The organism is Bacillus sp. LLTC93 (assembly GCF_002993125.1).
GTDB lineage: Bacteria > Bacillota > Bacilli > Bacillales > Bacillaceae > Bacillus > Bacillus zhangzhouensis.
In genome coordinates this window covers 254,837-267,458 of record NZ_PVME01000003.1, presented here as the reverse complement: position 1 = coordinate 267,458, position 12,622 = coordinate 254,837, and the positions used below count along the sequence as shown (strand labels likewise).

Annotated in this window: 15 protein-coding genes; 10 read left to right on the top strand and 5 right to left on the bottom strand. The window is 39.6% G+C overall.

Going from position 1 to position 12,622, the window contains the following annotated elements; translation table 11 throughout:
• Positions 1–4 precede the first annotated feature (4 nt).
• Positions 5–1,417, top strand: a complete 1,413-nt coding sequence (gene lpdA, locus C6W18_RS10810) for a dihydrolipoyl dehydrogenase (RefSeq protein ID WP_105927562.1) — start codon at positions 5–7, stop codon at positions 1,415–1,417.
• 141 nt (positions 1,418–1,558) lie between these two features.
• Here the strand turns inward: lpdA and C6W18_RS10805 are convergent, their stop codons facing one another.
• Positions 1,559–1,939, bottom strand: a complete 381-nt coding sequence (locus C6W18_RS10805; protein WP_223251704.1) for a hypothetical protein — start codon at positions 1,937–1,939, stop codon at positions 1,559–1,561.
• 317 nt (positions 1,940–2,256) lie between these two features.
• Between C6W18_RS10805 and C6W18_RS10800 the strand changes: the two genes are divergently transcribed.
• Positions 2,257–2,376 (top strand): GapA-binding peptide SR1P, encoded by a 120-nt coding sequence (locus tag C6W18_RS10800; RefSeq protein ID WP_078061763.1) that lies wholly within the window; start codon positions 2,257–2,259, stop codon positions 2,374–2,376.
• Positions 2,377–2,419: 43 nt separating this feature from the next.
• Here C6W18_RS10800 and C6W18_RS10795 read toward each other — a convergent pair whose 3' ends face one another.
• Complete coding sequence (locus C6W18_RS10795; RefSeq protein ID WP_105927893.1) at positions 2,420–3,892, bottom strand: aminotransferase class I/II-fold pyridoxal phosphate-dependent enzyme; 1,473 nt, start codon at positions 3,890–3,892, stop codon at positions 2,420–2,422.
• Between the two features lie 190 nt (positions 3,893–4,082).
• Between C6W18_RS10795 and C6W18_RS10790 the strand changes: the two genes are divergently transcribed.
• Positions 4,083–4,352, top strand: coding sequence for a UPF0223 family protein (locus C6W18_RS10790; RefSeq protein WP_105927561.1), 270 nt, complete (start codon positions 4,083–4,085; stop codon positions 4,350–4,352).
• A 28-nt stretch (positions 4,353–4,380) separates the two neighbouring features.
• Here the strand turns inward: C6W18_RS10790 and C6W18_RS10785 are convergent, their stop codons facing one another.
• A complete protein-coding gene (locus C6W18_RS10785) occupies positions 4,381–5,016 on the bottom strand; it encodes a DUF1054 domain-containing protein (RefSeq protein WP_105927560.1) in 636 nt (211 codons plus the stop codon).
• Positions 5,017–5,303: 287 nt separating this feature from the next.
• On the opposite strand from C6W18_RS10785, the gene C6W18_RS10780 reads away from it, so the two are divergent.
• The 6 genes from C6W18_RS10780 (at position 5,304) to C6W18_RS10755 (ending at position 9,533) form a co-directional block, all read left to right on the top strand.
• The gene (locus C6W18_RS10780) at positions 5,304–5,492 is read left to right on the top strand and encodes a hypothetical protein (protein ID WP_105927559.1); all 189 of its coding nucleotides are present in this window, start codon (positions 5,304–5,306) and stop codon (positions 5,490–5,492) included.
• Between the two features lie 133 nt (positions 5,493–5,625).
• Positions 5,626–6,432 carry an inositol monophosphatase family protein gene (locus C6W18_RS10775; protein ID WP_034318102.1) on the top strand — a complete coding sequence of 269 codons (807 nt, stop codon included), beginning with the start codon at positions 5,626–5,628 and terminating at the stop codon, positions 6,430–6,432.
• Positions 6,433–6,543: 111 nt separating this feature from the next.
• Positions 6,544–8,469, top strand: a complete 1,926-nt coding sequence (locus C6W18_RS10770) for a hypothetical protein (protein WP_105927558.1) — start codon at positions 6,544–6,546, stop codon at positions 8,467–8,469.
• Positions 8,459–8,722, top strand: a complete 264-nt coding sequence (locus tag C6W18_RS10765) for a hypothetical protein (protein ID WP_105927557.1) — start codon at positions 8,459–8,461, stop codon at positions 8,720–8,722. Before C6W18_RS10770 ends, C6W18_RS10765 begins: the two co-directional genes overlap by 11 nt.
• Positions 8,722–9,240 (top strand): sigma-70 family RNA polymerase sigma factor, encoded by a 519-nt coding sequence (locus C6W18_RS10760; protein ID WP_189318076.1) that lies wholly within the window; start codon positions 8,722–8,724, stop codon positions 9,238–9,240. The genes C6W18_RS10765 and C6W18_RS10760 overlap by 1 nt, the downstream gene beginning before the upstream one ends.
• Positions 9,237–9,533, top strand: coding sequence for an anti-sigma factor family protein (locus C6W18_RS10755; RefSeq protein WP_105927555.1), 297 nt, complete (start codon positions 9,237–9,239; stop codon positions 9,531–9,533). Before C6W18_RS10760 ends, C6W18_RS10755 begins: the two co-directional genes overlap by 4 nt.
• A 39-nt stretch (positions 9,534–9,572) precedes the next feature.
• Here the strand turns inward: C6W18_RS10755 and C6W18_RS10750 are convergent, their stop codons facing one another.
• Together C6W18_RS10750 and C6W18_RS10745 are read right to left on the bottom strand one after the other, a co-directional pair.
• The gene (locus C6W18_RS10750; protein ID WP_105927554.1) at positions 9,573–10,208 is read right to left on the bottom strand and encodes a hypothetical protein; all 636 of its coding nucleotides are present in this window, start codon (positions 10,206–10,208) and stop codon (positions 9,573–9,575) included.
• A gap of 275 nt (positions 10,209–10,483) precedes the next feature.
• Positions 10,484–10,663 (bottom strand): DUF5325 family protein, encoded by a 180-nt coding sequence (locus tag C6W18_RS10745; protein ID WP_034318096.1) that lies wholly within the window; start codon positions 10,661–10,663, stop codon positions 10,484–10,486.
• A 113-nt stretch (positions 10,664–10,776) separates the two neighbouring features.
• Between C6W18_RS10745 and typA the strand changes: the two genes are divergently transcribed.
• Complete coding sequence (gene typA, locus C6W18_RS10740; RefSeq protein ID WP_034318093.1) at positions 10,777–12,615, top strand: translational GTPase TypA; 1,839 nt, start codon at positions 10,777–10,779, stop codon at positions 12,613–12,615.
• Positions 12,616–12,622 lie beyond the last annotated feature (7 nt).

Genomic DNA, 12,622 nt, shown 5'->3' with positions numbered 1-12,622 from the left:
TGTCATGGTAGTAGGAGATTTCCCAATCGAAACAGATACTCTTGTCATCGGTGCAGGTCCTGGTGGATATGTAGCTGCTATTCGTGCTGCACAGCTTGGACAAAAAGTAACAATCGTTGAAAAAGGAACGCTTGGCGGCGTATGCCTAAACGTCGGCTGTATCCCTTCAAAAGCATTAATCAATGCTGGTCATCGTTTCGAGAATGCAAAGCATTCTGAAGACATGGGTATCAAAGCTGAAAACGTAACAGTTGATTTCACAAAAGTGCAAGAGTGGAAAGCTTCTGTTGTGGGCAAATTAACAGGTGGAGTTCAAGGCCTTCTAAAAGGAAATAAAGTAGACATCGTCAAAGGTGAAGCTTATTTCGTAGACGCTAACTCTGTACGTGTAATGGATGAAAATTCAGCACAGACTTACACTTTCAAAAACGCAATTCTTGCAACTGGATCTCGTCCAATTGAATTGCCAACATTTAAATACACTGACCGTGTGATCAACTCAACTGGTGCTTTAGCGCTTAAAGAAGTACCTAAAAAGTTAGTTGTTATCGGTGGTGGATACATCGGTACTGAGCTTGGAACTGCTTATGCAAACTTTGGAACAGAAGTTGTCATCCTTGAAGGTGGAGACGAAATCCTTCCAGGTTTCGAAAAGCAAATGAGCTCTTTGGTTAAACGTAACCTGAAGAAAAAAGGAAACGTTGAAATCCATACAAACGCTCTTGCAAAAGGCGTGAAAGAAACATCTGAGGGTGTCACTGTTACTTTCGAAGTAAAAGGTGAAGAAAAAACAGTTGATGCTGATTACGTACTTGTAACAGTTGGCCGTCGTCCAAACACTGATGAGCTTGGTCTTGAACAAGTTGGTGTTGAATTGACAGACCGCGGAGTTGTCAAAACTGACAAACAATGCCGTACAAGCGTATCTAACATCTATGCAATTGGTGACATCGTTGATGGACCACCACTTGCACACAAAGCTTCTTACGAAGGTAAAATTGCAGCTGAAGCAATCGCTGGAGAGCCAGCTGAAATTGATTACCTTGGTATTCCTGCTGTTGTATTCTCTGAGCCAGAACTTGCAACTGTTGGATACACTGAAGCAGAAGCTAAAGCAGAAGGAATCGAAATCGTTGCAGCGAAATTCCCATTCGCAGCTAACGGACGTGCACTTTCTCTTGACGCAACTGATGGCTTCATGAAAATGATCACTCGTAAAGAGGATGGTCTAGTCATCGGTGCACAAATTGCAGGTGTTGGCGCTTCTGATATGATTTCAGAGCTTAGCCTTGCAATCGAAGCTGGAGTGACTGCTGAAGATATCGCAATGACAATTCATGCTCACCCAACATTAGGTGAAATCACAATGGAAACGGCTGAAGTAGCAATTGGAAGCCCAATCCATATCGTAAAATAATGAACCTAAAAAGCCCTCTTCGACATGGAGAGGGCTTTTTAAAACGTTTGAGAAGGCTGTACAAATGTCTCTATATGAAAAAACCCCTCATGAGGTGAGGGGTTTTTTCATATGGTTATCTATAAGTGCAAGGTTGAATCGTTAATTTGTATTCACGCGGTCTAATGCATGACATAAGGGTGATAAGATATCCTCTTTACTGCGGACATTTCCTTCAACCTTCACAATGACTTTTTCATCATTGACAAGCAAAATAGCCGGTAATTCATCTACTTCGTTTTTCCAGCCCTTACGATCTTCTTTTACGATCATCTTTGACATTTCCTTTGGGTACTCATTTTTTAAATCGAGTACTGCATCATAATAAGGACTTTCTTTATCAAGATTTTCTGCATCAGTAAAAAAGAGAATTCTTGGTTTTTGAATGTGACTGACTTGGTCTGTTTGATTCGGTATGATATAAGCAAATGAGCATGAACTAAGTACAAAGAGCATGGGGAATATAATGAGAAGTGTCCTCATAAAATTCAATCTATTCACCTCAAAATCCTTTGGGGTTATACCAACATTTTTAGGAGCCGGTTCCCTGTTAGTCACTCTAGTGTATCATGTCCTTTTTGACAATTTTCGATTGTTACTCAATTGTTACAGAATTGATATGAAGCAAAATACAATTGAAACGTTCCCTCAATAATGATGAGTAAAAAGCATATATCTATAAAAATGATTAAATGTGTCATACAATTAACCGTTGACAACTTAAATGTGACATCATATTATAGAGGTAAGAAATAAATTAAACGCTTCTAAACTATAAGGTGAAGAAAAGGGGAATGTACGTGGGTACAATTATTTGTCAAGATTGCAATGAAACCATTGATCAATTTGAGAATGAAAAAGTGACAACGCTGTATGGAACGTGTGGTCACTGTCATTGCGGTGATGAAGCCTCTGAATAAATAAAAAAGCATGCAGCTCCAATTGGGGCTGCATGCTTCTTTTTTATAGAATTGGTTTTTGTTCCTTAATGACACGGATCATCTCTAGCGTTGAATCTTCAGGTCCTTGGACAGGGAGACCAATTTCAATATTTTTAAAGATATACGAGACATTTTCGTCTGTGATAATTTCGCCTGGGATAAAAATCGGAATGCCCGGCGGATATACCATGACAAACTCTGCAATGATGCGGCCGGCCGCTTCTTTAAATGGAATCACTTCTGTTGTTGCGTAAAAGGCGTCACGCGGCGTCATAGCAAGCGATGGGATCTCAGGCAGTAACACTTCCGTCACCGCTTGTTTGCCGGCCTCACATGTAGAGGTTGCGGCAATTTCTTTCATAGCCGTCACAAGTGTATCGATCGTCTCATCAGAATCTCCAGGGGTTACGATACATAAAATGTTGTATAGGTCAGAGAGTTCCACTTCAATTCGGTAGCTTTCTCTCAGCCATTTTTCGACATCATGTCCATTTAGCCCAAGGTCTTTAATCGAGATAATTAATTTCGTTGGGTCATAATCGTAAGTAGAAGCTGAACCGAGTATTTCCTGACCAATACAGGTAATGCCGTCAATTTGATTCAGGCGGTTTCTCGCTAATTCAGACAAACGAATCGCTTCATCTGCGAGTGCCTTTCCTTCAGTGGCTAATCGCTTTCTAGCGACATCAAGTGAAGCTAAGAGCAAATAAGAAGTGGATGTTGTCGTTAGCATGCTCAAAATCGACTGCACGCGGTCCTTTGAAACAAGTCCTTCCTTCATATTTAAAATAGAGCTTTGGGTGAGGGACCCGCCGAGTTTGTGGACACTTGTTGCTGCCATGTCGGCCCCTGCCTGCATCGCAGACAGCGGAAGCTCATCGTGAAAATGAATATGCACACCGTGCGCTTCATCCACAAGGACAGGCACATTAAATGAATGGGCAATCTCTACGATCGTTTTTAAGTCAGCAGAAATGCCAAAATATGTTGGGTTAATCACAAGCAAGCCTTTTGCATCTGGGTGCTCGGTCAGTGCTTTTTTGGCTGAGTCTGGTGTAATGCCGTGTGAGATACCAAGCTCTTTATCGATTTCTGGGTGAATAAAAACAGGCACTGCGCCAGAAAATACAATAGCGGACATAATGGATTTATGGACGTTACGAGGAACAATGATTTTATCTCCAGGTCCACACACCGTCATCACCATCGTCATGATCGCGCCGCTTGTTCCTTGAATGGAGAAAAACGTATGGTCAGCACCGAATGCTTCAGCAGCTAACTCTTGTGCTTCTTTTATCATCCCTCGAGGCGAATGTAAATCATCGAGAGGTTCTATATTAATGAGGTCAATGCTTAATGCATTATCACCAATGAATTCTCTAAATTCAGGATCCATTCCGGCACCTTTTTTATGGCCTGGAATGTGAAATTGGACTGGATTGGTTGCAGCGTGTTTTTTTAGTCCAGTGTATAAGGGTGTATCATGTTGTGACAATTGCTTTCCCACCTTCATCGAAATACCTGCTATTATTGTGCCAATAACGGCAGATTTCATTGCATAAAACAAAAGAATTATATTATGAACTGAACGGAATGTAAAGCATAAAATCGGTCGGTTTCTGATAGATCAAATGCTATAATGTAAGTTCAAATAAGAAATGAGTGTTAAAGTGAGGGACAAGTAAATGGAATATCAATATCCAATGGATGTCGACTGGACAACAGAGGAAAAGATTGCGGTCATTTCGTTTTTTCAAGCCGTTGAAAAGGCGTATGAAAAAGGAATTACCAAGCAGGAATTATTAAATGCTTATAAACGATTTAAAGAAGTTGTGCCATCGAAAGCAGAGGAAAAGACGCACTCTGCGGCGTTTGAAAAGGGAAGCGGGTATTCCCCTTATCGCACAGTGAAAAGTGCTAGAGAGGCAGAAGAAACAGCGATCATCCGTATGTAAAAAAACGAGCCTAGATTGGCTCGTTTTTTTATACAGATTCTTTCTGTGTAAAGCGGTATAGATAAGTCAACGTACGGAAGGCATTTTCGATTTTCGATAAAAACTCTTCATTATTCATTTGAACGACTTCTTCTCTAGGCAGCTGAATGCCGCAAAGGAGTTCGGCTTTCTTTACCGTTTGAACACGTTCAAATAGTGTTTTCAGCTGTTCAGCATCAAGCTCATTGTGACGCAGTACGTCTGGTTTCATATGATCTTTAGACCAAACGAAATCTTGCGGTATTTTCTGCTGGATGGTGTCTAGCTCTTTTTCGAATAATTGCCCATACTCACCTTTAACTGGAGATTCATAAATAAGTGCAAACCATACAAATACATGAGTTTTCCAAAGCCCAATTTGAAAATGAGGGAGCTTTTTATACCCGCGCTTACTGTTTGCAAAAGCAACCCACGTATCATTTGGCGGGTTGACTGATCTTCTCGCATGCTTTGCTACGTGTACAAACATCTCGTCTCCTGTAATAGAAGAAAGAAGCGGTGCAAAATGTTCGCCAAGAGTCTCAAGCTTTGGACGGACTCTTTCTTTTAATACGGTCATTCGTTCATCTAAACCGTCAACTGTGAATGTTTCAAAATCTTCATCTCTAAAACGCATCTCACTCATGTTATGCCTCCTGTATCATTTCGCTGATCATATTCTATCATAGCTTGGGTCAAGCTCAAAAAAAGATGCACCATAAGGAGAAAGATTGCAGAGGATATAATGTAGCGTTTAAAAACATCGAATTTGTGGTACATAACAAATAGGTAAAAACACAATTTTCAGAATGTCGTTGCGGTTATGCGATCGCTTCATACGATATAAGCAAGAACCAATTCTCTTATCGATTGTATTTTTTATCAATGAAAACTGACAAGGAATGAATCATTCTCTGGAAGGGGCGTTGACCAATGAAGCAAATCGTGAAGCAGGGGTATAGACAAGAGAAGAAGAATCGCATCGCTGTGTGGAGATTAGAGGTTGATTATGAGCTTTCTACGCTTCATGAAGCCATCGAGCAAAAAGATGGTATTCAAATTGAACGCAGCAAACGAAAGCTTGAGCGCCTAAGAAAAGAATGGGAGCAGCTTCAAGGGTAAAACAAGGTGAGGTAAAAACGAACCAATTCATCGGTTCGTTTTTGTATGACGCTGCTTTTTTCTTGCTTTTACGTACATAATATCAGTATGCTAATACAAATAGGTACTACATAGAAAAGAGGTTTACAGTCTGATGACAAACTGGGTGGAAATTGACCGTCTTGCAAAGCTTTGGGTAAAAGAAGCAGGAAGCCGTATTAAAGCGTCCATGCAGGAAGGTCTATCAATTGAAACAAAATCAAATCCTAATGATCTTGTCACAAACATCGATAAAGAAACAGAGCGTTTTTTCATTGAAAAGATTCAGTCGACATTTTCAGATCATCACATTTTAGGAGAAGAGGGACAAGGGGAAGAGGTGACCTCACTGGGTGGGATTGTGTGGATCATTGATCCGATTGATGGCACAATGAACTTTATCCATCAAAAACGCAACTTTGCCATTTCAATTGGGATATTTGAAAATGGCGTTGGAAAAATCGGTCTTATTTATGACGTCATTCATGACGAGCTATATCATGCGGTCAAAGGAGAAGGAGCCTATATGAACGATACCCTGCTCCCGCCACTAAAAGATGTCGCGATTGAAAAAGCCATTGTGGGCATTAACCCGACATGGGCAATCGAAAGCCCTTATTTTGATGCCAAACCGTTTGCCCGTCTCGTACGTGACGTGAGAGGTACTCGTACGATTGGATCAGCTGCGCTTGAGCTCGCTTATATTGCAAGTGGAAGAAGTGACGCATACATCACGTTAAGGCTTGCGCCATGGGATTATGCGGCCGGCTGCGTGCTGCTTGATGAAGTAGGTGCTGTTTATTCAAATATTCACGGAGAGCGGCTTACGTTCCTAGAGAAAAATAGCATTGTTGCAGGAAATCGATCCATTTGTGAAAAGATCTTGCACGATTACATAAAAGGAAGCGGAAATAAAAGATAAACACAATCACTTCATGAGAATGAAGTGATTTTTTGTTTTTCCTGAAACTTTTTGGTAAGGCGAATGTCTATACGAATGAGGCCTTAATTTGATGTAAAGGATTGTGTATCAATGTTTGATTTGTTTAGTGATTTATCTCTCCATTTTGAAAGGTATTTGATTTTAAATGAGTACAGTATGAAAATCATTCAATGGTGTGTACTTGGACTATTTGTCCTTTTCATGACACTTCCGCTATGGAAAGAAAAGAAGAGTGGTTATTTATTTTATGCTGGAATCGTATTAAGAGTCGTTCTGCTGGGCGGTATGACACTTGAAATGATCCACCAAGTCCTAGCTAGACAATATACGATCGAAACATTTGAAGTGCTGACAGATTTCATGCAATTTCTCATCTATGGGTATGTCTTGCTTGCATCACTTTACTATGTGATTTCTCTTCCTTATTTAAAAAATAAAGGCATGTTTTTTGCTTTTGATTTATCTGTGTTACTTCTGCCTTTATGTCAAACGGTGTTTATTGTGTTAGCTGAAAGCAAAAAGTTCTTTCTTAGCGGTGATATGGAGCTAGTATGGAGAGATCTGATCATCATTTTGCTTATGGCTGGCTTTGCCGCTTTGGTGCTGCACCTTTTCTTTCGCTTGTTTTGGCATCGGAAGTGGATGGAATTGCTGTTGTTCTATGGCCTGATTTTCGCTGCTCTGCTTTATATTTTTTATCCTTCTATCACGAAGTATGAGCTGCAATCTTCATTTAAATCGATTGTGATTTTAGCGACGGCAGCAGGAAGCTTTATGACGATTTATTTGTTATGTGTTTTACTACAAGACAAGGTGAGGTTGAGACAGTGGGGCGCTGGGGGTATATCTGTGTTTTTACTGCTATTACTCAATCCGATCGTCAATGTCCCTCATACAATGTTCCAATTCACCAAAACGGAACTTGTGGATACTTTCTCAGAAGAATATCGCCCTTTATCGGCGATAAGTGCAAAAGAATTCGCTTCAAAATTTTTACCAGTGGATCAGTCGTTATATTTAAGTGCTAGTCACCATCCTATCTCTTATCACTACGTGTTTGCAGGTGATCAGTATGAAGTGAATATTTCTGCGTTTACAGGCGAATTAAGCGGCTATTCCTATAGGGGTCGTATAGTGGGCAAGGATTTGACCGATAAAGAATATAGGGAAAAAACCATTGAATTTTTCGAAAGAAGCGGACAATCGATTGATCTGGACCGCATTCATATAGCAATCAAAAAAGATGAAGGAGAGACGAACGTTCTTCTTCTGCCAAAAATGTCTCAGAATGAAAATGAAAGCTTAGCGTTCGCCACCTGGAAAAAAGGGACGCTTCGACAAGCGCAATACGGGAACGCCATCTTTCAATTGAAGGATATAGACGGAATCCATTTAACAGAAACTGAGATAAAAAACAGGATCAACAGCATTTATCAAAATTTAAATCTAAAGCCGCCAGTTTATCAAGTCACAGGCATTGATGAATTTTATTTTGATTGGCAGCATGAAGTGAGGGTCACAACAAAAGATCAATCGGAGTTTCTGTTTAATGGTTCAACAAAAAAATTAATCAGCTTCGAGCTGTCAAAAGCGATTCTTCATCAGAAAAAAGGGAAAATCAGCGATGAAGATTTGTTAAAGATCATAGGGAAAAAGCCAGAAGACGTGAGGAAAGAAACAGGATCTGGCGAACACAAACAGTATACATTTAACTCATCCTCTCATTTACTCAATATGTCTAGAGATGATGATGGAATCAAGTTGAATTGGCAATCAGCTTCTTCTTTGCCTCATATGGTATCTAATCAAGAACGTGATGAAGTCTATCAGCAAGTAATAAAAAGGTATAAACCATATACGATCTATAAAAAACAAATAAAACCTGTGAGAATGATCGATAAAGAAGGGAACATCAACATTTCATGGCTTGTCATCATTCAAACATTCGGATCAAATGAGCGTAAAATCTATGAAGTAAATGGACGAACAAAAGAGGTGTACCGTTTTGACAGATAAAGAAAAACAAGCCATCTTTCAAGACTTATATGAACTGTATCAAGAAGGGGAGCTGGGAGAAGAAGCAGCCAGCTGGATGAAGAGACATGAACAGCAATTTCAGGATTCTTTCATGGGAAATGATCCGTCTTCAGCACTGACTGAGGATCAGAATGACGATAACGAGTTAAAACGTATGAAGGGGTTTATTTACTCATTGTATCTCTTTTTTATCGTCTTATCTATTTGGATGACTGTGTGGTTTTATTTTTGATGTCTAGACCAGCCGATCAAATTGCAATAATATATGAAGAGTATTTTCAGGAAATCACCAAATATTTATATCGCCGGACAGGAAATATGGAAACGGCCAAGGATCTAGCGCAGGATGTATTTATGAAGGCACTACATGGATTATCCTCTTTTAAAGGACATTCTAGTATTAAAACATGGCTTTATACCATTGCTTATCACACATTTGTCAATGACTATCGCCGAAAAGTAAAACGGTCATTTACGGATGTAGAGGATGTTGATTACTTAGAGCAGCAGACCTTCATCACACCAGAAGACCATATAGAAACACAAGCTGACATTCAAAGGCTGTGGAATCATATCAATCAACTGAAGGATTCTTACCGGGAGGTCCTCATTTTAAGAGATATTCAGGAATTGTCATATGAAGAAGTAGCTGAAATTTTGAATTGGACTTTATCTAAAGTCAAAACAACCCTTTATCGAGCCAGATTAGAGTTGAAGCGAATGCTACATTGTGAGGAGTTCAATAAATGAGCTGTTATTTGATCGAAGAATTGTTACCACTTTATATAGAGGGGGACACAAGTGCAGAAACAAATAAAATAGTAGCCGAGCACTTACATTCCTGCGAGAGTTGCCGTCATCTTTATCAAGAAATGAAAGAACCAATTCTTCTTATGAAGACACCGGATCCCATGCCATATTTAGATGAAAAGGAAGAAAAAAGAAAATTCGAGAAGCGCTACTATGGAAAGCTCTTACGTCGAGCGAGTATCGTGTTTAGTGTAGTGTACGTCATCATGATCATTCTATATTGGCTGAAATAAAAACCCCCATCTGGACGAACCAGGTGGGGGTTTTCGAGCTTAGTTTAATTTTTCTTTTGCAAGTTGAACTGCATCATAGAAAGTTTTTAATTGCTCTTGAGGAATTTTCTTAAGCAATTGGTTGAAAACAAGTAATTCAGTAGAACTGAATCCAAGACCTTTTGCAATTTTTGAATCAATTACAACGTTTCCTTTTTTGTCTAGAACAAGTGCATCACCAGCAAGATCAGCAATTCTGATCACTGATTTGAAAAGCTTTTCGAATTTAGTTGCTTCTTCTTTAGTAAGACCAAGTTCAATCGCTTTTTCTGCATCAAAAACTAATTTTCCTTTTTCGTTTTTATTGATGCTTTCACTGAAAACGATTGTAAGAACAGCTGCGCGATCTAAGAATTTCTCAGCAGTCGCCGCTTCTTCTTCAGTCAAACCGAGCTCAATCGCTTTTTTCACATCGAATGTGTAGCTGTTGTCTTCCTCAACAAATGAATTGATGAGAATGTTGATGACACGCTCGTTTTTCTCCAATAAATCTTTAATAATTTGTTGCTGTTCAAAAGGAATCCCTTTGAACGTTGCAGCGTTTGCTTGCCCAGGAGCTACTGTTGTGAAAGTAAGAATGATAGCTAAAGCGAAAAATACAACAGAGCTGAGCGATTTGCTCAAAAACTTCTTCATGCTTCTTTTCTCTCCCTTTTCTGTTAAATTTTGTTGCAAGAACAGCATACCATGAGAAAGTTTGTGGAAGAATAGGAAAATTGTAACTTTGTGTTTGATTTTGGAGAACTATAAAAGTTCTTGTCGAAAAATAGAGAGGTTCAGATTGCTTATATTTGCCAAGTCTACATGCTATTTTCAGTCTGATTACTCGGATTTTCATAGGTGGTTGGTCTTGTTTTTACTCGAAATAAAAAGCCTTCTACATGTAGAATGTAAAAGGCTTTTGAGAAATTTTATGATTGCACGTTTAATTTTCTTTTTAATGTAAATCCTGTACCCATGAAAATCATGGCGAACACGATACTAAGGCATGTTCCCAGTGTGCTTTTTTCTGCAACAGATACCCCAATAAACGCCATACTGACGACTGCAAGTAATGCACATAATAATAGAAGCCATTTGATTTGTTTCATTTGTCTCCATCCCTTTTTTTAGAGTTAATATAAGTTTACAGAAAAACGATCGGATTTTAAAGGGGATTGTGATATAATATGAAAGTTATCTAATTATTTTAGGAGATGAAAATGTGAAACTTCGAAAAGATCTTCGCAACATCGCAATTATTGCCCACGTTGACCATGGTAAAACGACGCTTGTTGACCAATTGCTCCATCAAGCTGGTACTTTCCGTGCGAATGAAAATATCGCTGAGAGAGCCATGGATTCAAATGATTTAGAGCGAGAGCGCGGTATTACGATTTTAGCTAAAAATACTGCGATCCATTATAAAGATACACGCATTAATATTTTAGATACACCAGGACACGCCGACTTCGGTGGTGAGGTTGAGCGTATCATGAAAATGGTAGATGGTGTACTTCTCGTGGTGGACGCTTATGAAGGCTGTATGCCTCAAACACGATTTGTGCTGAAAAAAGCACTTGAGCAAAACTTAACACCAATTGTTGTTGTCAATAAAATTGACCGCGACTTTGCTCGTCCGGCTGAAGTAGTCGATGAAGTTATTGACTTGTTCATTGAATTGGATGCAACAGAAGAACAGCTTGAATTCCCAGTTGTGTATGCATCAGCAATCAATGGTACGGCAAGTAATGATGCGAGCAAGCAAGATGAAAACATGGAATCTTTGTTTGAAGCAATTGTCAACCATATTCCAAGCCCAATTGATAACCATGAAGAGCCGCTTCAATTCCAAGTGGCGCTACTTGATTACAATGATTATGTTGGAAGAATTGGAATCGGCCGTGTATTCAGAGGGACAATGCAAGTAGGACAGCAAGTAGCCCTGATGAAAGTCGATGGCAGTGTGAAACAATTCCGTGTGACAAAGATTTTTGGTTTCCAAGGGTTAAAAAGAGTGGAAATCAATGAAGCGAAAGCTGGAGATCTTGTCGCTGTATCTGGTATGGAAGACATCAACGTAGGTGAAACAGTTTGTCCGGTAGAACACCAAGAGGCACTGCCAATCCTTCGTATTGATGAGCCGACACTTCAAATGACGTTTGTTGTCAATAACAGCCCATTTGCAGGCCGTGAAGGAAAATACGTGACATCACGTAAAATTGAAGAGCGTTTAGAGCAGCAGCTTCAAACAGACGTAAGTCTTCGCGTGGATCCAACTGATTCACCTGATGCTTGGGTCGTATCTGGACGCGGAGAGCTTCACTTATCGATTCTGATTGAGAATATGAGACGTGAAGGGTTTGAATTACAAGTATCGAAGCCAGAAGTTATTGTAAAAGAAGTGGATGGTGTTCGATGTGAGCCTGTAGAACGCGTTCAAATTGATGTACCAGAAGAGCACACTGGCTCTATCATGGAGTCAATGGGCGCAAGAAAAGGTGACATGATTGACATGATCAATAATGGTAACGGTCAAGTTCGCCTGATCTTTACAGTTCCATCACGTGGTTTAATCGGATATACAACTGAATTTCTTTCATTAACTCGTGGTTTTGGTATTCTGAACCATACGTTTGACAGCTATCAGCCGATGCAGTCTGGTCAAGTTGGCGGACGCCGTCAAGGTGTACTTGTTTCAATGGAAACAGGCAAAGCGACTTCTTACGGAATCCAAGGTGTGGAAGAACGCGGTGTGATTTTTGTTGAGCCAGGTACTGAAGTATATCAAGGAATGATTGTTGGTGAGCATAACCGTGAGAACGATCTTGTTGTCAACGTTAGCCGTATGAAACAACAAACGAACGTACGTTCAGCGACAAAAGATCAAACGGTTAGTATGAAAAAACCACGTATTATGTCACTTGAGGAATCTCTTGAGTATCTTAATGAAGACGAATACTGTGAGGTTACACCAGAATCCATTCGTCTAAGAAAGAAAATTTTAGATAAAAACGAACGTGAGAAAGCAGCAAAGAAGAAAAAGCTAGCAGGATTATCATAATTCCATG